This window comes from Kitasatospora sp. NPDC058032, from assembly GCF_042885845.1.
Classification (GTDB): domain Bacteria; phylum Actinomycetota; class Actinomycetes; order Streptomycetales; family Streptomycetaceae; genus Kitasatospora.
On record NZ_JBHVRK010000014.1, the window covers coordinates 110,257 to 129,069 of the forward strand.

Below are 18,813 nucleotides of genomic sequence, written 5' to 3' on the forward strand. Positions count from 1 at the left end.
GCAGAACGGGCTTCCCAGCCTAATCCGCACCACTGACAGAGCCCCGAACACCGCAACGGCCGGACGGTCCGAGGACCGACCGGCCGTTGCCGGAGGGCGCGGAGGTCACCGCGGGGTGATCTCGCCCATCTCGCCCCAGCCGTCCATGCCGGGGATCTCGATCGAGACGATCTGCGGCTTGGCGGCCACCGCGTAGGACATGTCCTCCATCGCCTTCACGAAGTGCGCGGACTCCACGTGCTCCTTACCGGCGTCGCCGTCGCGGAACGCCTCGACCAGGACGAACTCGTGGGGGTTGTCGACGCTGCGCGACCACTCGAAGAAGAGGTTGCCGGGCTCGTTGCGGGTGGCCCGGGTGAAGTCGTCGACGAGGCTGAGCCATTCGTCGGCACGCTCGGGGCGGACCGCGAACTTGACGGTGATGAAGATCATGGGACTTCCTTTCGTTCCACGCCCGTCCGCGACCACCTTGGGAACGGCGGCCTCTCAACGAGCGCAGTGGTCATTGTCCCAGGTCGGACGGGGTACCGGGGAGCGCAGTGGTCCACCGGGCGGGCACACCCGGCGACCCCGCACCCGGATGGTCCATCTGGCGCGCGTGGCAAGGGATTTGCCCCTACGGTGCGGTTGCGGGGGGCTTCCTGAACGAGAGGTGTCAACTGCCATGGCGGGAAAGTTCGAGCTGTACACCGATGATCACGGCATGCACCGGTTCCGGCTCAAGGCGAGCAACGGATCGATCGTGGTGACGGGCGACCCGGAGGAGAGCCGGGACGACTGCCTCAAGAGCATCGAGTCGATCCGCAAGCTCGCGCCCTACGCGGAGCTGAAGGAGGCGGCCGCCGGGCCGGCCTGAGCACTTCGGCGGCGCCCCTCACCGGGCGGGACGCGGGTCGGCGGGACAATTCGCCGACCCGCGTTCGTTTGTACGACAGATCCCTTTGGCCGCGTGCACGCCGGGGGTGGAGAGAACACGGACATGCGTGTCGTCATCGTCACCGAATCCTTTCCCCCCGAGGTCAACGGCGTCGCCCACAGCGTGCTGCGCACCGCCGAGCACCTGCTGCGCCGGGGACACCAGCCGCTCGTCGTCACGCCGGCGCCCGCGCGCGGCGCGCAGAGTCCCTCGCACACCTTCGGCGCCGGCGGCGTGCCGGACGAGCTGCCGGTGGTGCGCGTCCCCTCCGTCCCGCTGCCCGGCTACCCGCAGGTCCGGATCGCGCTGCCCAGCCGGCAACTGGCCGCCGCGATCCGCGGCCACCGGCCCGACCTCGTCCACCTGGCCAGCCCGTTCGTGCTGGGCGCGCGCGGGGGGCAGGTCGCCGCCCGGCTCGGCGTGCCCGTCGTCGCCGTCTACCAGACCGACCTCGCCGGGTACGCGCACGCCTACCGGGCCGGGCGCGGGCTCGGCGAGGCGGCTGCCTGGCACCGGATCCGCGCCGTCCACGGCCTCGCCGCCCGCACGCTCGCGCCGTCCACCCCCGCCGCCCAGGACCTCACCGCGCACGGGGTCGCCCGGGTCCAGCTGTGGCCGCGCGGCGTGGACTCGGTGCGCTTCCACCCGCGCCACCGCGACGAGGCGCTGCACCGGGCGCTCGCCCCCGGCGGCGAGGTCCTGGTCGGCTACGTCGGGCGGCTCGCGCCGGAGAAGCGGGTCGACCTGCTCGCCGAGACCGCCACGCTGCCCGGCGTGCGGGTGGTGATCATCGGCGACGGGCCGTCCGCGCCCGGGCTGAAGGCCGCCATGCCCGGCGCCGTCTTCCTCGGCCGGCGCACCGGCGAGGAGCTGGCCCGATGTTTCGCGACCCTGGACGTCTTCGTGCACACCGGGCCGCTGGAGACGTTCTGCCAGACCATCCAGGAGGCGATGGCCAGCGGGGTCGCGGTGATCGGCCCGGCGGCCGGCGGCCCGCTCGACCTGGTCGCCCACCACCGCACCGGTCTGCTCGTCCCGCCGCGCGACGGCGCGGCGGTGGCCCGGGCGGTGACCGCCCTGGCCGGGGACGCGGAGCTGCGCGCCGGGTACGGGCGCGCCGGGCGGGCGGAGGTGACGGCCCGCACCTGGGAGGCCGTCGGGGACCTGCTGCTGCGCCACTACGCCGAGGTGCTCGCGGAGCACCACGGGGTGGCGGCCTCCCCGGCTTCCCCCGCCTCGGGCGGCTCCCCCGCCGGGTCGCAGGCTCCGGCTCCCGCGTCCGGGCCCGGCCGGCCGGCCGCCCCGCTGACGGAGGAACTGCCCGCATGACCGCCGCACCGCTGCGGATCGTCCGGGTGGCGAACTTCGTCACCCCCGTCTCCGGCGGACTGCGCACCGCGCTGCGCCACCTCGGCGCGGGCTACCGGGCCGCCGGGCACACCCCGGTGCTCGTCGTGCCCGGGGAGCGCCGCACCGTCGAGGAGGACGACCAGGGGCTGGTCGTCACGCTGCCCGGCCCCGTGCTCCCCGGCAGCGGCGGGTACCGGCTGCTCACCGACCGCCGGGCGGTGGCCGCCGAACTCGAACGGCTGGCCCCCGACCGGCTGGAGGTCTCCGACCGCACCACCCTGCGCTGGACCGGCGCCTGGGCCCGGCGGCACGGGGTGCGCTCGGCGATGGTGTCGCACGAGAGCGCCGTCGGCGTGCTCCGCACCTGGGGCGCGCCCGGCCCGGTCGCCGACGCGGCGGCCGACCGGCTCAACGGCCGCACCGCCCGGTCGTACGACACGGTGATCTGCACGACCGACTGGGCCGCCGCCGAGTTCCGCCGCCTGGGCGTGCGGAACCTCGCGCGCGCCCCGCTCGGCGTGGACCTCGCCGCGCTGTGCCCGCCGTCCCGCGACGACCGGGCGGCGGAGCGGGCCCGGTACGCGGCCCCCGGGCAGGTGCTGCTGGTGCTCTGCTCCCGGCTCTCCACCGAGAAGCGCCCCGCACTCGCCCTCGACGCCCTGACCGCGCTGCGGTCCGCCGGGGTCGACGCGGTGCTGGCGGTGGCCGGCACCGGCCCGCTGCGGTCACGGCTGGCCGCCCGGGCCGCGCGGGAGCGGCTGCCGGTGCACCTCCTCGGCCACCTGGCGGGACGCCCGGCCGTCGCCCGCCTGCTCGGCTGCGCCGACGTGGTGCTGGCGCCGGGGCCGGTCGAGACCTTCGGGCTCGCCGCGCTGGAGGCGCTCGCGTGCGGCACGCCGGTCGCCGTCCACCGCGGCTCCGCCCTGCCCGAGCTGGTCGGCACGGCCGGCGTCGCCGCCGAACCGACCGGCGCGGGGTTCGCGGAGGCGGTGCGCGAACTCCTCGCGCGCCCCGAACCGGCCCGGCGCGCCGCCGCGCGCGCCCAGGCCGAACGGTACAGCTGGCCGGTGGCCGTGGCGGCCTTCCTCGCCGCCCACGGCGCGGCACCCGTCACCGCCCGCTGAGCGCGGGTCCGCGCGCACGGCCGGACGGCACGGGAGGAACGGAACAGCAGGGAGCGGGTGGGAGGTCCGATGAACACCATCACCACAGTGGACGGAGGAGGCGGCACCGTACCGGGGGCCGCACACGGCGAGACCCGCGGGGGCGGAAGGCGGACCGGCGAACCGGTCCGCTTCGTGGCCCTCGGCGACTCGCTCACCGAGGGCGTCGGCGACCCGATCGCCGACGGCTGGCGCGGCTGGGCGGCCCTGCTCGCCCGGTCCCTGGCCCCGCCGCAGCCCGGCGTCGAGTTCACCAACCTCGCGCGCAGCGGCGCGCTCACCACCGACCTGACGGCGGAGCAGCTGCCCGCGGCGCTCACCCTGCGCCCCCGGTTCGCCGCCGTGGTGGCCGGCGGCAACGACACCCTGCGGTCCGGCTTCGACGTCGGCCGCACCACCCTGGCCCTGGACACCGTCCTCGGCCGGCTCACACACAGCGGCGCCGTGGTGCTGACCGCCTGCCTGCCCGACCCGGGCGCCCTGCTGCGCCTGCCGCGTCCGCTCGCCCGGCCGCTGGCCCGGCGGATGCGCGCGGTGAACACCGTGGTGCACGCGCTCGCCGTCCGCCACGGGGCCGTCCACCTGCACATCGCCGAACTGCCCTGGACGGCGGAGCGCCGGCTGCTGAGCGTCGACCGCCTCCACCCGAGCGCCGAGGGCCACCACCTGATCGCCCGCGGGTTCCACGACCTGCTCACCGCCGCCGGCCGCCCGCTCGGCCCGGCCCCCGCCCCGGAACCGGCCGAGCCGCCGCCCGGCCCCCTGGCCGACGTCTGGTGGATGGCCACCAAGGGCACCCGCTGGGTCGCCGACCGCAGCACCGACCTGCTGCCGGGCCTGGTCGCCCTCGCCGCCGTGGAGGGCTACGCCCGCCTCCGCGGCACCACCGACCACCACGACCGCCGAATGGCCCACGCCACCACCACCGCCCTCGCCGCCCTCCCAACCCCCCGCCGCTGACCCCGCCAACTCCTCCCAACACCCTCACCGGCCGCCCGCGGAACAGAAAGTCGGGCCCGCCGACTTCCCACTCCGCGCACCCACCACCCGAAAGCTCCGGCCCACCAACTCCCCACTCCGCATGGCGCTGACCCACCAACCGCAGGAGCAGGAAGTCGGACCCTCCGACTTCCCACTCCGCGCGGCGCCAACCAGCGACTTCCGGAACAGGAAGTCGAAGCCGCCGACTTCCACGCTCGGCCGCACAAGGAACCGGTGAGGTGGGGTCAGGTCCCTCCCAGATCCGGACGTCGCAGCGGAAGCACAGTCAGCAGAGCGGAAACTGCCGGCGGCAGCAATGGCGCTACCCCCGAACAAGCTGCACAGGAAGTCGGACCCGCCGACTTCCCACTCACGCAGTACTCAGCGGGGCCGAGGAACCAATGCGGAGAATCGAATCTTCTCCACACCCGGATCTCACGGCGGAAGTCGCCGACGCAGGAAGTCGGACCCTCCGACTTCCCACTCCGCGTAGTGCTCGGCGGGGCGGGGAACCAATGGGGAGAATCGCTTCTCCGCATCCGGATCTCACGGCGGGAGTTGCCAGAGCGGGAAGTCGGCCCGCCGGGTGTGGGGAACCGGTGAGGTGGGGTGGGGTGTCTTCCAGGGTCCGGATGGCGTGGCGGAGGGAGTGCGGGTGACGGGGCGGGAGTTGTTGGCGGCGGCGGGGGTGCTGTTTCCGGACGAGCGGGGGCGGGTGCTGGTGGTGCGGTTGCCGTACGACCGCAGGCATCCGGTGGCCGTGCCGGGCGGTGGGTGGGATCCGCAGGACCTCTCGCCGCGTCGCACGGCGGTGCGGGAGGTCGAGGAGGAGCTGGGCTTCACGCCGCGGCTCGGACCGTTGGCCTGCCTGGACTGGACCCTGGACCACCACCGCCCTCCGATCGCCGCCCACCTGTACTGGTCCGAGCCGCTGACACCGGAGCAGGCGGCGGCGTTCACGCCGGACCGCGCCGAGGTGGGCGGCTGGGCGTGGCTGACGCCCGAGCAGGCGGGCCGTGCACTGCCGCCGCGGCTCTCCCGGCGGGTGACGGCCTGCCTGCGGGCGCCCCGCGCGGCCGGGCCGGTGGAACTGGAGGACGGTCTGCCGGTCGGGCACACGCTCGACCACCTGTCGCCGGGACCGGCCCCCGCGTACACGGGCGCGGCGGGGCTGTCCGAACTGTCCGAGCACTGGCCGCCCCAGGGAACGGCGCCCGAGCCGCCCGCCGACGCCCCGCCGTTGCTGGACCGGGAGGCGTACATCGCGAGCCGGCCGCGGATCCGGGCCAAGGCCCGCACGGTGTTCACGGACCGGGCGGGCCGTGTGCTGCTGGTGCGGCAGCGGCCGTGGGACCTGCCGGGCGGCGAGGTGCCGTACTGGACGCTTCCGGGCGGCGGGGTCGAGGCGGACCGGGAACTGCCCCGGGCGGCGGCCCGCCGCGAGATCCGTGAGGAGCTGGGCTGGTCCGGCGATCCGGGGCGGCTGCTGGCGCTGGACTGGATGCCCGGCCGGGCCGCGGACCCGGCGGCGGTCCGCGACACCGCCGTGCTGGTGTACCTGTTCGACGGCGGCACGGTGGCGGACGAGCGGTTCGCGTCGATCACCCTGGCCGAGGACGAGCTGGCCGAGTGGCGACTCTGCGACCCGGTGGAGGCGCGGGCGCTGCTGACGCCGGCGTCCTGGGCCCGGACGGCGGCCGCGCTGGCGGCGCGGGACCGGCCGGGCGGCCCGGCCGAACTGGTCGGCGGCCACCCGGCCGACTGACCCGCGCCGGGCACGCGGCCGGGCACCCGGCGGGACAGGCGGCGGGACAGGCGGCAGGACAGGCGGCGTCCCGCCGGTCCACACTGGCCGCATGCAGAACACGCAACACGCTCCGCGCGCCGGGGACGGCCTCGACGCCGTCCTGACCGGTCGCCGGGTGACGGCGGTCCGCGGCGGCGACCGGCTCGACCTCGTGCTCGACGGGCCGGTCGTCGTCCGGGTGGCACAGGAGTTCCGGCTCACCGGACCCGCCGGGGTCGCGATCTTCTATCCCGCGCTGACCTTCCGGCCCACCGGACCACTGCTCGCTCTGGTCGGCCGGACGGTCGGCACCGCCCTGGTCACCCCGGCCGGAGGGCTGGAGCTGACCTTCGCGGGCGGCGACGAGGGCAAGGACGAGGACAGCGGGACGCTGTCCGTCCCGCCGCACGCGCTGCTCGCGCCGTGGCGGGTGGTCACGCCCGACGGCACGGTCTGGGCGGGGCTCCCCGGCGGCGAGGTGGCCGGGTCCGGGGAGCCGGCCCCGGTCAGACCTCCAGGTCCGCCTCGATCCTGGTGAGCTGGTGGCGGGCCATCGCCAGGTTGGCCCGGCTCTTGTCCAGCGCCAGGTAGAGGAACAGGCCCTTGCCGCTGCGGCTGGTGAGCGGGCGGATCAGGTGGTACTGGCTGCTGAGGGTGATGAGGATGTCCTCGATCCCGTCGGTGAGGCCCAGCATGTCCATGGTGCGCATCTTGGCCCGGACCACGTCGGTGTTCCCGGCGGCGGCCACGTTGAGGTCGAGACCGCCGGGGCCGTCGAGGGTGGCCAGCGCCATGCCGCTGTTGTAGTCGACCAGGGCCGCGCCGATCGCGCCCTCGATCACGGTCATGGCCTGCTTCAGCGCGCCTGCGGCGTCGGTCATGGTGGTATCTCCCGTTCGTCGGTGAGTCGGTGAGTCGGTGAGTCAGTGGATCGGTCGTTCGGTCGTTCGGTGGACAGGCCGTGCGGTCACAGGTGGGACGAGCCGGCCCGTCAGAGCTCCCGGGTCTCCTTGGGCTGCAGCGCGTCGTTGAGGAGTGCGGCGATGCGCTGGGCGGAGCGGCGGGCCTCCAGGTGCAGGCGGCCGATGTTCGCGTCCGGGTGAGCGAGCAGGGTGAGCACGCAGCTGCCGCCGGCCGCGTAGGTGGCGACGTAGCCGTGTTCGCCGCGGACCAGCGACTCCCGGAACTCGCCCTGGCCGGTGCTGTCGGCGAGCCGCTGCGCCAGGCCGAGCGAGGTGGCGGTCATCGCCGCCAGGCCCGAGGGTTCGGTCCCGTGGGTGTCGTGGGCGATCAGCAGGCCGTCCACACTGGCCACCAGGCCGCCCGCGAGGTGCGGCATCCGGTGCTTGATGGCGCGGAGTTCGGCGAGCAGATCGGTCTCCAAGGCGATCAGTTGTCTCCTTCCGACACGCTGCTTGAGCGCCCGCCTCATGACCGTGAGGCCGGGGTCGCGGGCGGAGCGTGGTTCAAAGTCGGGCCTCCAGAAGGGTTCGGACCCGGATCAGCAGGGCGATGTCCGGGTCGGTGTCAGTGGGCGGGACGGCGGGGTCCGGCGGGACGGCGGGGTCCGGCCCGCGCGGCTCGCCGGTGAGGGCGGCGAGCGCCGCGCCGGGCACCCGCCGGTGCAGCCCGCCGGGGGCCTGCGGCACCGGTCCCCCGTCAGCTGTACCGTGCGCCGTACCGGCCGTCGCACGCCCGGTGTCGAGGCCGGCCAGCAGACCGGCGGCGGCGAGCCGCCGCACGTCCGCCGTGGTCGCGAACGCGGAGCGGCCGAGCAGTCGGGCCAGCTCCGCCGGGGTTCTCCGGCCGTCCGCATGGTCGAGCAGCTCGCGCTGACAGCGGGTCGGCGGGCGCAGCCGGCGGGCGTGGCGCGCGGGGGCCGGGGCGGCCGTCGGGGCGGCCCGGCACAGCGGCGCGGTGTCGAACTGCGCCGAGGGCCAGATCCGGTCCAGCAGGTGCTGCCGCCGGGCGGCCTCCCGGCGCAGCCGGTGGGCGCCGACCGAGGTCACCGGGCCGAGCCAGTGCCGCACGCCGGGCGTGAAGGTCCAACAGGCCGGAACGGGACGCCCGTTGGGAACGCCGAGCACGCCGGACGCGTCAGGCGCGTCGAACAGGAAGCAGGCGGCGTCGTAGAGCGCGCCGAGGTGGCAGAGTTCGAGCTCGCCCCGGGTCAGCCGGCCCTGTTCGACCAGGCCCTCGCCGACCCGGGCGTGCGGGCCGAACCGGTGGACCGCCTCCTGCCAGGTCTCCCGGGTGAGCCGCCCGCAGGCGGTGAGCAGGGTGGCGAGGTCGGGGGCCCGGTCGGATTCGGCGTGGGCGACCAGGCCGTCGACGAGGTAGACGGTGCCGGCGGGGCCGCGCAGGGCGCCGGTGGCGCGTTCCCCGGCGAGCCGTTCGACGGCCGCCCCGGGCGTCCAGCCGGGGCCGGCACCGGTGACGGGGCGGACGAGGGCCCCGTCCGGTGGCCGGAACCCGACGGCACCCCGGACTCCCGGAGCTCCCTCGGCTCCCGGATCCCCCTGGCCCTCCGCGACGGGATTCGCACCGGAGTCCGTCATCCGAGCACCAGTTCCTCGGCGATCGACTGCAGCCGGAACCGGGCGACGGCGAGGTTTCCCTCGGCACGGTCGAGCCAGAGGTGCAGCACGAGCCGGCTGTCGAAGACGGTGTCGATGAAGCAGAGCAGGTGGTAACTGCGGCCGGCGGTCAGGATGATGTCCTGCATCGGCGCCGCGCGCTCCTCCCCCGCGGTGAAGGTCGCGGCCTCAACGGCCGCCCGTACCAGGTCGGTTGCCTCCGCGGCCGTGGTGTCGTGGTCGCCGGTCGGACTGACTCCGACACTGCCCAGGGCGAGCCCGCTGCTCCAGTCGATCAGACTGGCGGCGCGGGCCCCGGCGATCGCCATCGCCCGGGACAGGCACTCGTCGATACCCGGCACTCGGGCTCCTTCGGAGGGGGGTTCGGGGAGGAAACGGCGCGGCGGGGCATGACCGCCGGACGCCGGCCGGGCTGCCACGACCCGTGGCGGGCTCGACACGGAAGGCTACTGATGGAATCCATGCAGGGAACGTTCCAATGGCATAGTCACATCACAGCAGCGCGTTTTCGGCCATCCTTTGACGCTCCGTCAGCTTGGCCCGGGCGGAATCACCGCTGACCGCACACCCGCGCGTGACACGAACGAATGATCCACCTGGGGCGCCACCTTGGCCGATTGTCGGCCGCTCCCGTGGGTTTCGGGGCCGGGTTTGCGATAGAACCGGTGCGCCCCGAACCGGCACGTCCCGAACCGGCACGTCCCGGAGAAGCGACAAAACGACGAAGCGGCCGTCCCCCACAGGGGAACGACCGCTTCCGATGGAGCGCCAGGCCCGGGTTGCACGGACTCTCCCTACTGAAAGTAGGACGTGCTCTGGTAGCACCACTGACGCCTGGTCGATCCGGTCCCGATCCCCGCTCCGCGAAGATCGTTCCCTTCCGACGAGAAGAACAGTAGCAGGCCATCACGCCTGGTCAGAAATCGGATCCCCGGCGCCCCCGCCCCGCCCGCGGTCGGCGGCCAGCAGCGTCCGGTAGCCGGCGATCAGCGCCGCGAGCCCGACCTCGAAGGCCTGGTCGGCACGGCGGCGCCCGGCCGGGACGGCGGCCAGCGCGTCGGCCAGCCGCGGGGTGGCGACCCGGTCGACGGCATCGACCATGACGGCGGGCGCGACGAGGTCCAGCGCCGAGCCGAGGATGAAGCTCTCCAGCGCGGTGATCATGCCCATCACGTCCTCCGGCGCGAAGCCGGCGGCCTCCAGGGTGCCCACGGCCCGCTCGTACAGCTCGTGCATGAACGGTTCGGCGAGCGGAGCGGTGGCCAGCAACCGGATGATGCCGGGATGCTCGGCGAAGGCCTCGCGGTAGGCGCGGGCCCAGCCGCCCAGCGCCTCGTCCCACGGCCGGTCCCAGAGCGACCGCTCGCCGATGGACCGGACGAGCTCGGCGCGCATCAGGGCGACGATCTCGGCACGCCCGGTGACGTGGTGGTAGAGCGCCGAGGGGCTGACCTTGAGCACACCCGCGAGGGCGGGGATGGTGAGGTCGCCGGCCTCGTCGACCAGCCGCAGCGCGCTCCGCACGATGCGCTCACGGTCCAGCAGGGGTGTGCGCGGCCTGGCCATGGGGTTTCCGTCCTTGTCGGCTCGTCGGCTCGTCGGCGATGACGATGGCGGTGTCGCCGCGCGGCGCGGCTCGGCGGCACGGCCCTACGATCATCGCGCAAGATCATCGTGATGAAAACGTAATCGAATGACTTTCAATAAAAGTCTTCCGTGTTCCGGCCGACCGCACCTACGGTTACCGAATCCCATTCAGTTAACCAGGTCACACCAGACCGCACCGGGAGAGGACGCACCCGCATGCGCGCCGACACGATCTTCACCGGGGGCCGGATCCACACCGGCGACCCGGCCCACCCCGTCACCGACGCCCTCGCCGTCACCGCCGGGCGGATCACCGCCCTCGGCGCCGCGGCGCACGCCCTGCGCGACGCGCGAACCGAGACCGTCGACCTGGCCGGCGGCGCCCTGCTGCCGTCCTGGGGCGACGGCCACGTCCACCCGCTGCTCGGCGGGCTCGGCCTGCGCGGCGTCCCGGTCCGGGACTGCGCCGACCTGACGGAGGTCGTCGAGGCGGTCCGCGTCTGGGCCGAGCAGCACCCCGAGGCCGAATGGATCACCGGCGACGCCTTCGACCCGTGGCTCGCCGAGGGCGGACTGTTCGACGCGGCGCTGCTCGACGCGGTCGTGCCCGACCGGCCGGTGCTGCTGCGCACCATGGACCACCACACCGGCTGGGCCAACAGCGAGGCACTGCGCCGGGCCGGGTACACCGCCGACACGCCCGAGCCGGCCCACGGCGAGATCGTCCGCCGCGCCGACGGCAGCCCGCTCGGCACCCTGCGCGAGTTCGGCGCGCTCAACCCCGTGCTCGCCCTGGTGCCGCTGCCCGACCTCGCCGAGCAGGTCGACGCGCTGCGCGGGACGGCCCGCATGCTCGCCTCCGCCGGGATCACCTGGGTCCAGGACGCCTGGGTCGAACCGGCCCAGGTCGACACCTGGATCGCCGCCGTCGCCGGCCAGGACGACGAGGCCCTCGCCGTGCGGGCCGACCTCGCGCTGCTGCTGGAGCCGGACGGCTGGCGCGAGCGGCTGCCGAGGCTCGCCGCCGACCGCGAGCGGGTCGACGCCGCCGGGCGCGGCCGGCTCACCGCGCGGGCCGTCAAGTTCTTCGCCGACGGCGTCCTGGAGTCCGGCACCGCCGCGCTGCTGGAGCCCTACACCGACTGCCCGCACTCGCACGGCGCCGCCAACTGGACCGCCGAGGAGCTCGCCGACGCCGTCACCGCCGTCGACGCGCTCGGCTTCCAGCCGCACATCCACGCCATCGGCGACCGCGGCGTGCGGATCGCCCTGGACGCCATCGAGGCCGCCGCGCGCCGCAACGGGCCCCGCGACCGCCGCCCGGTGATCGCGCACGTCCAGCTGGTCGACCCGGCCGACCTGCCGCGCTTCGCCGAACTCGGTGTGATCGCCAACTTCGAGCCGCTCTGGGCGCAGCCCGACCCGCTGATGACCGAGCTGACGCTGCCCCGGATCGGCCCCGAGCGCGGCGCCCGGCAGTACCGGATCGCCGCCCTGCTGCGCGACGGCGCGCGGGTCTCGTTCGGCAGCGACTGGCCGGTCACCCGCTACGAGCCGCTGGCCGGGCTGGCCACTGCCGTCACCCGGCAGACGCCCGAGGGCCTGCCGGAGGGCGGCTGGCTGCCGCAGGAGCGGATCGGCCTGGCCGAGGCGCTCGCCGCCTACTCCGCCGGTGTGGCGCACCAGGCGTTCGAGGAGGACGCCTGGGGGGTGCTGCGGGTCGGCCTGCGGGCGGACCTGGTGCACCTGGCCGCCGACCCGTACGCCGTCCCGGCGGGCGAGCTGGCCGGGGTCGCCGTCCTCGGCACCTGGCTGGGCGGCCGTCGCACCCACTGAGCGCCCGCGCCCCGACCCGATCGACGGCGCGCGCACCGGGCGCGTCAAAGGCGCATGCCGGGCGTACGCCGAAGCCGTCCGCGCCCCCCACCGGACGGTCTGCCCTACCCTCGACCGCACGACCCCAGGAGAGCTCCCCCATGCACCTGCCCTCCGAGACGGCCGCACCCGCGGCCGCACCCCCGGCCCCGTCCTCGACCCCGGCCCCTGCCCCGGCCCCGGCGCCCGGGCTGGAACGCGGTGTCCTCGGCACCGGCGACATCGTCTTCTTCGTCGTGGCCGCCGCCGCCCCGCTCACCGTGATGGCCGGGGTCGCACCCTTCGCCATCGCCTTCGGCGGCATCGGCGCCCCGGCCGCCTACCTGGCCACCGGCCTCGTCCTCGCCCTGTTCGCCGTCGGTTTCACCACCATGGCGGCGCACGTGCGCAACGGCGGCGCCTTCTACGCCTACATCACCCGCGGCCTCGGCCGCCCCGCCGGGCTCGGCGCCGCGCTGCTCGCGGTGCTGTCGTACAACGCGATCCAGATCGGCATGTTCGGTGCGTTCGGCTACTTCGCCAAGGAGACCGCGGGGGACCTGCTCGGCCTGGACCTGCCCTGGCCGCTCTGGTCGCTGCTCGGGGTCGCGGCGGTCTGGTTCCTCGGCTACCGCTCGATAAACCTCGGCGCCAAGGTGCTCGGCGCGCTGCTGATCGCCGAGACCGGCATCCTGCTGGTGCTCGCCGTCGCGATCCTGGCCAGGGGCGGGGCGCACGGCCTCTCGCTCGCCTCGTTCTCCCCCGGGAACGTGACCACCGGCGGCATGGGCGGCGTGCTCGGCCTGTCCTTCGCCGCGTTCGTGGGCTTCGAGGCCACCGCGATCTACCGCGAGGAGGCCCGCACCCCGCACCGCACCGTGCCCCGGGCCACCTACGCCGCGATCGCCTTCCTCGGGCTGTTCTACACCTTCATCACCTGGACGATCGTGCAGGCCTTCGGCGACGCCGGGGCGGTGGCCGCCGCGACCGACGACCCGGCCGGGATGTTCTTCACCGCGATGACCGAGTACGTCGGCGGCTGGGCGACGGACCTGCAGCGCGTCCTCATCGTCACCAGCCTGCTGGCCGCGCTGCTCGCCTTCCACAACACCATCACCCGCTACGGCCACGCGCTGGCCTCCGAGGGCGCCGCACCGGCCGTGCTCGGGCGGATCCACCCCCGGCACCGCTCGCCGTGGATCGGCGGGATCGCCCAGAGCCTGCTCGCGGCGGGCGCCGTCGTGGTGGCCGCGCTGATCGGCGCCGACCCGTACAACCAGTTCTTCCTCTGGGTGAACTCCCCCGGCGTGGTGGGCATCCTGCTGCTCCAGGCGCTGGCCGGGCTGGCCGTGTACGCGTTCTTCCGGCGCGAACGGGCGGCCGCGGCGAGCGCGGGCCGGCTGCGCACGGCGGTCGCGCCGCTGCTCTCCACGGCGCTGCTGTGCGGTGCGACCGCGCTGGTGGTCTGGCGCCTCGACCTGTTCACGGCGGCCGGACCGGAGGTCAACTGGCCGCTGGTGTCGGTGGTTCCGGTGGTGTTCCTGGCCGGCGTGGCGCTCGCCCTGCGGCTGCGCTCGCGCCGCCCGGAGGTGTACGCCCGGCTCGGCACCGCGGACGTGGACGGCGAGCCGGATCCGCACTGAGAAACCCGCCGGGAAGCCCGCTTCGGCACCGCGCCGGAGCCGCTCCCGCACCGACCGGGTGCCCGGTGGACCGGGCACCCGGTCGGCGTACGATCGAAGTGCGGCGACCTCCCGCGCGCCCCTCGTCCAGGGGTGCGGACGCGATGGTCGGCGCCCCCGGACGCTTCCCGGCCGCCTGCGGCGGCACCCGGCGCCGCACCCGGTCGAAGGCCGGCGGAGGACCCGACACAGGGAAGAGCGGACCATGTCACTCTCCACCACTCCGACGACCGGCCCGGACCGGGCCGGCCCCCAGACCTTCGAGACGATTCCCGTGGGCACGGGCCCGCACAGCGTGGCCGCGAGCCGCGACGGCCGGCGGGTCTACGTCACCAACTTCCTCGACGGGACGGTCACCGCCGTCGACACCCCGGCGAACACCGTCGCCCTGACCTTCCCGGCCGCCGTCGGCCCGTACGGGGTGGCCGTGGACCCGGCCGGCGACCACGTGTACGTCGCCGAGAACTCCTCCACCTTCGTCAAGGTCTTCGACGCCGCCACCGGCAAGGAGACCATCAGCACCGGCATGGGTGCCCGGCCGTACGGTCTGGCCGTCACCGTCCACCCCGAGCAGTTACTGATCGCCAACGCCATCGACAACCAGGTGATGATCTCCGACCTGCTCACCAAGAGCCACGGCACCCTGACCGGCATCGACTTCCCGGTCGGCCTGGCGGCGAGCGCGGACGGCAACCGCTTCTACGCCAGCAACCACTTCGCGAACACGGTGTCGGTGTACGACGCGACCGAGGTCATCGAGGTCGACGGGCCCAAGCCGGCCGAGCCGCTCGCGGTGATCACGGTGGACCGGGGACCGTACGGGCTCGCCGGCGACGTGCACGACGAACGGCTGTACGTGGCCCACTTCCCGTTCGACACGGTCTCCGTGATCGACCTCGGCAGCAACACCGTCACCCGCACCATCGCCATGTCCGGCGGCCCGCGGGGCGTCGCCGTCAGCCCGGACGGCAGCCGCCTCTACGTCACCAACTTCTTCGAGCGGACGCTGACGGTCGTCCCCCTCTGACCACATTCGTATGTGTGTTCGATTCTCGGCGTAGGCTGGAGCCATGCGCACCACCGCCGCCGTCCACCTCCAGCCGTCCCTGTTCGACGACCCCGGCCCGGCCGGGCCCGTCCTGGGGCCGCTGACCGGTGTGCGCCGGGAGGTGCTGGGTTCGGGTGCCTGGGTGGACCTGTTGCCCGGCTGGCTGCACGGGGCCGACCGGCTGTTCGAACAGCTGGCCGCCGAGGTGCCCTGGCGGGCCGAACGGCGCGAGATGTACGAGCGCACCGTGGACGTCCCCCGGCTGCTCGCCTCCTACGGCGAACGGGACGCGCCGCCGCACCCGGTGCTCGGCGAGGCCCGCGCGGCGCTCGGCGCGCACTACGCGCGGGAGCTGGGCGAGCCGTTCCGCACCCTCGGCCTCTGCTACTACCGGGACGGCCGGGACAGCGTGGCCTGGCACGGCGACCGGATCGGGCGCGGCGCGCGCCAGGACACCATGGTGGCGATCCTGTCCGTCGGCGAGCCCCGGCCGCTGCTGCTGCGTCCCCGGGGCGGCGGCCCGGTGCGGCGGCACCGGCTCGGGCACGGGGACCTGCTGGTGATGGGCGGCTCCTGCCAGCGCACCTGGGAGCACGCGGTGCCCAAGACGGCCCGCCCGGCGGGCCCCCGGATCAGCATCCAGTTCCGGCCGCGCGGCGTCTTCTGAGGCCGTCGGCGCACCGACCCGGGAGGCCGCGGCATGCCGAAGGCCGGCAGGTACCACGAGGGCGTCCCCTGCTGGGTCGAGCTGGGCGCGGTGGACCTCGACCGGGCCCGGCGCTTCTACGGCGGGCTGTTCGGCTGGGAGTTCGTCGAGCTGCCCGGCTGGAGCGTCGCCACCCTGCGCGGCGCCCAGGTCGCCGGCCTCACCGCCCGGCCGCCGGGCACCGCGCAGTCCTGGACGACGTACCTGGCGGTGGCCGACGCCGCCCGGACGGCCGAGGCGGTCCGGGCGGCGGGCGGGCGCGTGCTGCGGGAGCCGTACGAGGTGCCGCCCGAACAGGGCTGGGCCGCGCTCGCGGCCGACCCTGCCGGAGCGGTGTTCGGCCTGCGGCAGGGACTGCTCTGGCAGGGCGCCGGCCTGGTCGACGAGCCCGCCGCGTTCAGCTGGAGCGAACAGCACTCCCCCGACCCGGACCGCGCCCGGGCCTTCTACCGGCGGGTCTTCGGCTACGAGTACGGCCGCGAGAGCGAGGGCGCCACCCTGTTCCGGGTCGACGGCCTGCCGGCCGGCGCGATCGCCCGGCGTCCCGACAGCGGCTGGTCGGTCCACTTCGGCACCGCCGACACCGACCTCGCGGTCGACCAGGTCCGCGACCTGGGCGGAACCGTCCTGACCGCCCCCGAACCCACCCCCTACGGCCGCCGCGCCGTGGTCCGCGACGACGCCGGCGCCGCCTTCACCCTGATCGGCCTCCCGTCGGCGGAGGAGTCCCTGGCCGCGTGAGCCCCTGCCGCAGCCGGGCGACGTCCTCGGCGTCCTTCGCCCGGCGCGGACGGCGCGGGTCCCAGACCGGCATCATCCGCTTGATCTCGATCTGCGCCGCCGGTGCGACGATCGGACAGACCAGAGCGCCGAGCCGCCCCGGCGGCCCGTCCAGCAGCCCGGCCGGCCAGGCCGTCCCCGCCCAGGGCCCGCCGGCCACCAGCACCCGGCCGTCCGGCGTGAGGTCGACCAGCGCGAAGCCGGACTCCAGGCCGTCCCTGACGACGTCGAACTGCTGCTCCGGCGGGCTGCCCGCCAGCGGGCGGTAGCCGAGGGCGTCCAGCCCGGCGGCGAGCGCGGCGGCGTCGGCGGCCGGGACGAACCAGTCGACGTCCTCGTGGTCGCGGGTCTGCTCGCCGAGGAAGAAGTCCATCGCCCAGCCGCCCCGCAGCCACACACGTGTGCCGAGACGGTGGGCGAGGCCCACCGTCTCGGCGATCTGCGCGAGTTGCCCGTCGGCTCGCTCCCGGTCCATGGACCCCACCTCCACGGCACCGGACGCTATACCCGTCGCAGCTTCTCGTCGCGGGGGTTTCGTCAAGGCCCGGGTCTCAGTCCTTGACGGCGCCCGCCAGCCCGGAGACCAGCTTGCGCTGCACCGCGATGAAGAAGATCAGGACCGGCACGGTCATCAGCGTGGAGGCCGCCATGATGCCGCCCCAGTCGTTCTCGTCCGGCTTGAAGAACACCAGCAGGGCCGAGGGGAGGGTCTGGTTCTCGGTCGCGCTGATGATGAAGGTCTTGGCGAAGACGAAGTCGTTCCACGCCGCGATGAAGGAGAACACACTGGTCGCGGCCAGCCCGGGGGCGACCAGCGGCAGCAGGATCGTCCACAGGATGCGGGTCCGGCTCGCGCCGTCGATCTGCGCGGCCTCCTCGATCGACACCGGTACGGCGGCGACGAAGCCCCGCATCATCCAGATCCCGAACGGCAGCGAGAACGCCAGCTGCACCAGGATCAGCGAGGCCAGGGTGTTGAGCCCGATGCCCGGCGCGTACTGGCCCGCGTCGCGGAACATGAAGAACAGCGGGATGGTCAGCGCCTCGACCGGGATCATCTGGGCGATCAGGAACATCACCATGATGGTGGTGCGGAAGCGGAACTTGAACCTGGTCACCGCGACCGCCGCGAGGAAGACCACCACGGCGGAGAGCGCCACCACCGACAGCGCGATCACCAGGCTGTTGACGAAGTACCGGCCGAATCCGGACACGCTGAGCACCTGGCGGAAGCTCTCCAGCGTCGGGTGCGCCGTCCACGGACGGGGGTTCAGCGACTGCACCTCGCCCTTCGGCTTGAAGGCCGAGAGCACCATCCAGAAGATCGGGAAGGCGGTGACGACGGCCACCAGGAGGGCGGTGGTGTTGGCGCCCAGGCGCCAGCGGCTACGGGCGTTCACAGTTCGTTCCCCGTCCTGCGCAGCGAGCGGATGTAGAGGACGGTGGGGATCACCAGGATCAGCAGCATGATCACGCCGATGGCCGCGCCGAGCCCGTACTGGGAGGAGGCGAAGGCCTTCTGGTAGGCGTAGACGTTGAGCACCAGGTTCTGGCCGGCGATGCCGCCGCCCTCGGTCATCACGTAGATCTGGGTGAAGACCTTGAAGTCCCAGATGACCGACTGGATCACCACGATGGTCAGGATCGGCCGGAGCATCGGGGCGGTGATCCGGCGGAAGGTGCTCCAGGAGCCGGCGCCGTCCAGCGCCGCCGCCTCCAGGACCTCGGTCGGGATCGCCTTGATGCCCGCGTACAGCGTCACCATGACGAACGGGAACGAGTGCCAGACGACGACGGCGCCGACGATCAGGAACGCCGTCCACTTGTCGTAGAACCAGTTGTACTCGTGGAAGCCGTTCAGTCCGATGCTCACCAGGGTCTTGTTGACCAGGCCGAGGTTGGTGTCGAACAGGAAGCTCCACACCGTCGAGCCGGTCATCGCCGGCGCCGCCCAGGCCGCCATCGCGGCGGTGGTCAGCACCAGCCGGGGCACCCGGCCCACCTTGGTCAGCAGCACCGCGAGGGTGGCGCCGACGGCCAGGGTGGCGACCACGCAGAACGCGGCGAAGCCGATCGTCTGGGTCAGCACCGACCAGAACTGCCCGTCGCTCAGGATCTTCTGGTAGTTGCCGAAGCCGACGAAGCTGGTCGGCACGCCGCCGGAGGCCTGCGCCTGCCCGAAGTCCAGCACGGACAGCAGGCCGAGCTGGTAGATCGGGTAGGCCACCAGCGGGATCATGATGACCGCGGCCGGCAGCAGGAGCAGCAGCGGGGGTCGGCGTGGGGGGCCCGCGGGGGGCGGGCCCCCCCCCCCCCCCCGCCCCCCCCCGCCCGGGCGGGGGGGCGCCCCCCGCCGGGCGGGG

The 18,813-nt window shown here is 74.5% G+C and carries 20 protein-coding genes; 11 read left to right on the forward strand and 9 right to left on the reverse strand.

The features are described from left to right. Positions 1–105: 105 nt before the first annotated feature. Positions 106–432, reverse strand: a complete 327-nt coding sequence (locus ACFVUH_RS22660; RefSeq protein WP_355374042.1) for a putative quinol monooxygenase — start codon at positions 430–432, stop codon at positions 106–108. A 232-nt stretch (positions 433–664) separates the two neighbouring features. On the opposite strand from ACFVUH_RS22660, the gene ACFVUH_RS22665 reads away from it, so the two are divergent. From ACFVUH_RS22665 to ACFVUH_RS22690, 6 genes are all read left to right on the forward strand, one after another. Continuing rightward, entirely contained in the window at positions 665–856 is a 192-nt protein-coding gene (locus ACFVUH_RS22665) for a DUF1508 domain-containing protein (protein ID WP_355374045.1), read from the forward strand. 123 nt (positions 857–979) lie between these two features. Beyond that, positions 980–2,245 carry a glycosyltransferase family 4 protein gene (locus ACFVUH_RS22670; protein WP_387915094.1) on the forward strand — a complete coding sequence of 422 codons (1,266 nt, stop codon included), beginning with the start codon at positions 980–982 and terminating at the stop codon, positions 2,243–2,245. Then, entirely contained in the window at positions 2,242–3,390 is a 1,149-nt protein-coding gene (locus tag ACFVUH_RS22675; protein WP_387915095.1) for a glycosyltransferase, read from the forward strand. The genes ACFVUH_RS22670 and ACFVUH_RS22675 overlap by 4 nt, the downstream gene beginning before the upstream one ends. 69 nt (positions 3,391–3,459) lie before the next feature. Beyond that, positions 3,460–4,389 carry an SGNH/GDSL hydrolase family protein gene (locus ACFVUH_RS22680; protein WP_387915096.1) on the forward strand — a complete coding sequence of 310 codons (930 nt, stop codon included), beginning with the start codon at positions 3,460–3,462 and terminating at the stop codon, positions 4,387–4,389. A 676-nt stretch (positions 4,390–5,065) separates the two neighbouring features. Continuing rightward, positions 5,066–6,175: an NUDIX domain-containing protein gene (locus ACFVUH_RS22685; RefSeq protein ID WP_387915097.1), complete on the forward strand. Its 1,110-nt coding sequence runs from the start codon at positions 5,066–5,068 to the stop codon at positions 6,173–6,175. A gap of 91 nt (positions 6,176–6,266) precedes the next feature. Next, complete coding sequence (locus ACFVUH_RS22690; protein ID WP_355374057.1) at positions 6,267–6,734, forward strand: DUF6188 family protein; 468 nt, start codon at positions 6,267–6,269, stop codon at positions 6,732–6,734. Here ACFVUH_RS22690 and ACFVUH_RS22695 read toward each other — a convergent pair. The 5 genes from ACFVUH_RS22695 to ACFVUH_RS22715 form a co-directional block, all read right to left on the reverse strand. Next, positions 6,703–7,077, reverse strand: a complete 375-nt coding sequence (locus ACFVUH_RS22695) for a hypothetical protein (protein WP_355374060.1) — start codon at positions 7,075–7,077, stop codon at positions 6,703–6,705. The two genes, ACFVUH_RS22690 and ACFVUH_RS22695, sit on opposite strands and share 32 nt — an antisense overlap. A gap of 110 nt (positions 7,078–7,187) precedes the next feature. Further along, positions 7,188–7,580 carry a roadblock/LC7 domain-containing protein gene (locus ACFVUH_RS22700; RefSeq protein WP_387915098.1) on the reverse strand — a complete coding sequence of 131 codons (393 nt, stop codon included), beginning with the start codon at positions 7,578–7,580 and terminating at the stop codon, positions 7,188–7,190. Between the two features lie 82 nt (positions 7,581–7,662). Continuing rightward, complete coding sequence (locus ACFVUH_RS22705; protein WP_387915099.1) at positions 7,663–8,754, reverse strand: hypothetical protein; 1,092 nt, start codon at positions 8,752–8,754, stop codon at positions 7,663–7,665. Then, positions 8,751–9,134 carry a hypothetical protein gene (locus ACFVUH_RS22710; protein ID WP_355374066.1) on the reverse strand — a complete coding sequence of 128 codons (384 nt, stop codon included), beginning with the start codon at positions 9,132–9,134 and terminating at the stop codon, positions 8,751–8,753. The genes ACFVUH_RS22705 and ACFVUH_RS22710 overlap by 4 nt, the downstream gene beginning before the upstream one ends. A 565-nt stretch (positions 9,135–9,699) precedes the next feature. Next, entirely contained in the window at positions 9,700–10,359 is a 660-nt protein-coding gene (locus tag ACFVUH_RS22715) for a TetR/AcrR family transcriptional regulator (RefSeq protein WP_387915100.1), read from the reverse strand. Between the two features lie 237 nt (positions 10,360–10,596). On the opposite strand from ACFVUH_RS22715, the gene ACFVUH_RS22720 reads away from it, so the two are divergent. The 5 genes from ACFVUH_RS22720 (at position 10,597) to ACFVUH_RS22740 (ending at position 16,411) form a co-directional block, all read left to right on the forward strand. After that, positions 10,597–12,216, forward strand: a complete 1,620-nt coding sequence (locus ACFVUH_RS22720; protein ID WP_387915101.1) for an amidohydrolase — start codon at positions 10,597–10,599, stop codon at positions 12,214–12,216. A gap of 140 nt (positions 12,217–12,356) precedes the next feature. After that, positions 12,357–13,877, forward strand: coding sequence for an APC family permease (locus ACFVUH_RS22725; protein WP_387915102.1), 1,521 nt, complete (start codon positions 12,357–12,359; stop codon positions 13,875–13,877). A 244-nt stretch (positions 13,878–14,121) separates the two neighbouring features. Then, positions 14,122–14,943: a YncE family protein gene (locus tag ACFVUH_RS22730; RefSeq protein WP_387915103.1), complete on the forward strand. Its 822-nt coding sequence runs from the start codon at positions 14,122–14,124 to the stop codon at positions 14,941–14,943. A gap of 43 nt (positions 14,944–14,986) precedes the next feature. Further along, entirely contained in the window at positions 14,987–15,631 is a 645-nt protein-coding gene (locus ACFVUH_RS22735; RefSeq protein WP_387915104.1) for an alpha-ketoglutarate-dependent dioxygenase AlkB, read from the forward strand. 33 nt (positions 15,632–15,664) lie between these two features. Next, positions 15,665–16,411: a VOC family protein gene (locus ACFVUH_RS22740; RefSeq protein WP_355374079.1), complete on the forward strand. Its 747-nt coding sequence runs from the start codon at positions 15,665–15,667 to the stop codon at positions 16,409–16,411. Here the strand turns inward: ACFVUH_RS22740 and ACFVUH_RS22745 are convergent. The 3 genes from ACFVUH_RS22745 to ACFVUH_RS22755 all read right to left on the reverse strand — a co-directional run. Continuing rightward, positions 16,365–16,925 (reverse strand): nucleotidyltransferase domain-containing protein, encoded by a 561-nt coding sequence (locus ACFVUH_RS22745; protein WP_387915105.1) that lies wholly within the window; start codon positions 16,923–16,925, stop codon positions 16,365–16,367. The genes ACFVUH_RS22740 and ACFVUH_RS22745 overlap by 47 nt on opposite strands. Positions 16,926–17,001: 76 nt before the next feature. After that, positions 17,002–17,850, reverse strand: coding sequence for a carbohydrate ABC transporter permease (locus tag ACFVUH_RS22750; RefSeq protein ID WP_355374084.1), 849 nt, complete (start codon positions 17,848–17,850; stop codon positions 17,002–17,004). Further along, on the reverse strand, positions 17,847–18,813 hold a 967-nt coding region (locus ACFVUH_RS22755; protein ID WP_387915106.1), incomplete at its 5' end, for a carbohydrate ABC transporter permease. The genes ACFVUH_RS22755 and ACFVUH_RS22750, both read right to left, overlap by 4 nt.

Bases quoted from the DNA above. Each gene is read 5' to 3' on its own strand.
- ACFVUH_RS22660 (WP_355374042.1), bottom strand. From the start codon at position 432: ATGATCTTCATCACCGTCAAGTTCGCGGTCCGCCCCGAGCGTGCCGAC.
- ACFVUH_RS22665 (WP_355374045.1), top strand. From the start codon at position 665: ATGGCGGGAAAGTTCGAGCTGTACACCGATGATCACGGCATGCACCGG.
- ACFVUH_RS22670 (WP_387915094.1), top strand. From the start codon at position 980: ATGCGTGTCGTCATCGTCACCGAATCCTTTCCCCCCGAGGTCAACGGC.
- ACFVUH_RS22675 (WP_387915095.1), top strand. From the start codon at position 2,242: ATGACCGCCGCACCGCTGCGGATCGTCCGGGTGGCGAACTTCGTCACC.
- ACFVUH_RS22680 (WP_387915096.1), top strand. From the start codon at position 3,460: ATGAACACCATCACCACAGTGGACGGAGGAGGCGGCACCGTACCGGGG.
- ACFVUH_RS22690 (WP_355374057.1), top strand. From the start codon at position 6,267: ATGCAGAACACGCAACACGCTCCGCGCGCCGGGGACGGCCTCGACGCC.
- ACFVUH_RS22695 (WP_355374060.1), bottom strand. From the start codon at position 7,077: ATGACCGACGCCGCAGGCGCGCTGAAGCAGGCCATGACCGTGATCGAG.
- ACFVUH_RS22705 (WP_387915099.1), bottom strand. From the start codon at position 8,754: ATGACGGACTCCGGTGCGAATCCCGTCGCGGAGGGCCAGGGGGATCCG.
- ACFVUH_RS22715 (WP_387915100.1), bottom strand. From the start codon at position 10,359: ATGGCCAGGCCGCGCACACCCCTGCTGGACCGTGAGCGCATCGTGCGG.
- ACFVUH_RS22720 (WP_387915101.1), top strand. From the start codon at position 10,597: ATGCGCGCCGACACGATCTTCACCGGGGGCCGGATCCACACCGGCGAC.
- ACFVUH_RS22725 (WP_387915102.1), top strand. From the start codon at position 12,357: ATGCACCTGCCCTCCGAGACGGCCGCACCCGCGGCCGCACCCCCGGCC.
- ACFVUH_RS22730 (WP_387915103.1), top strand. From the start codon at position 14,122: ATGTCACTCTCCACCACTCCGACGACCGGCCCGGACCGGGCCGGCCCC.
- ACFVUH_RS22735 (WP_387915104.1), top strand. From the start codon at position 14,987: ATGCGCACCACCGCCGCCGTCCACCTCCAGCCGTCCCTGTTCGACGAC.
- ACFVUH_RS22740 (WP_355374079.1), top strand. From the start codon at position 15,665: ATGCCGAAGGCCGGCAGGTACCACGAGGGCGTCCCCTGCTGGGTCGAG.
- ACFVUH_RS22745 (WP_387915105.1), bottom strand. From the start codon at position 16,925: ATGGACCGGGAGCGAGCCGACGGGCAACTCGCGCAGATCGCCGAGACG.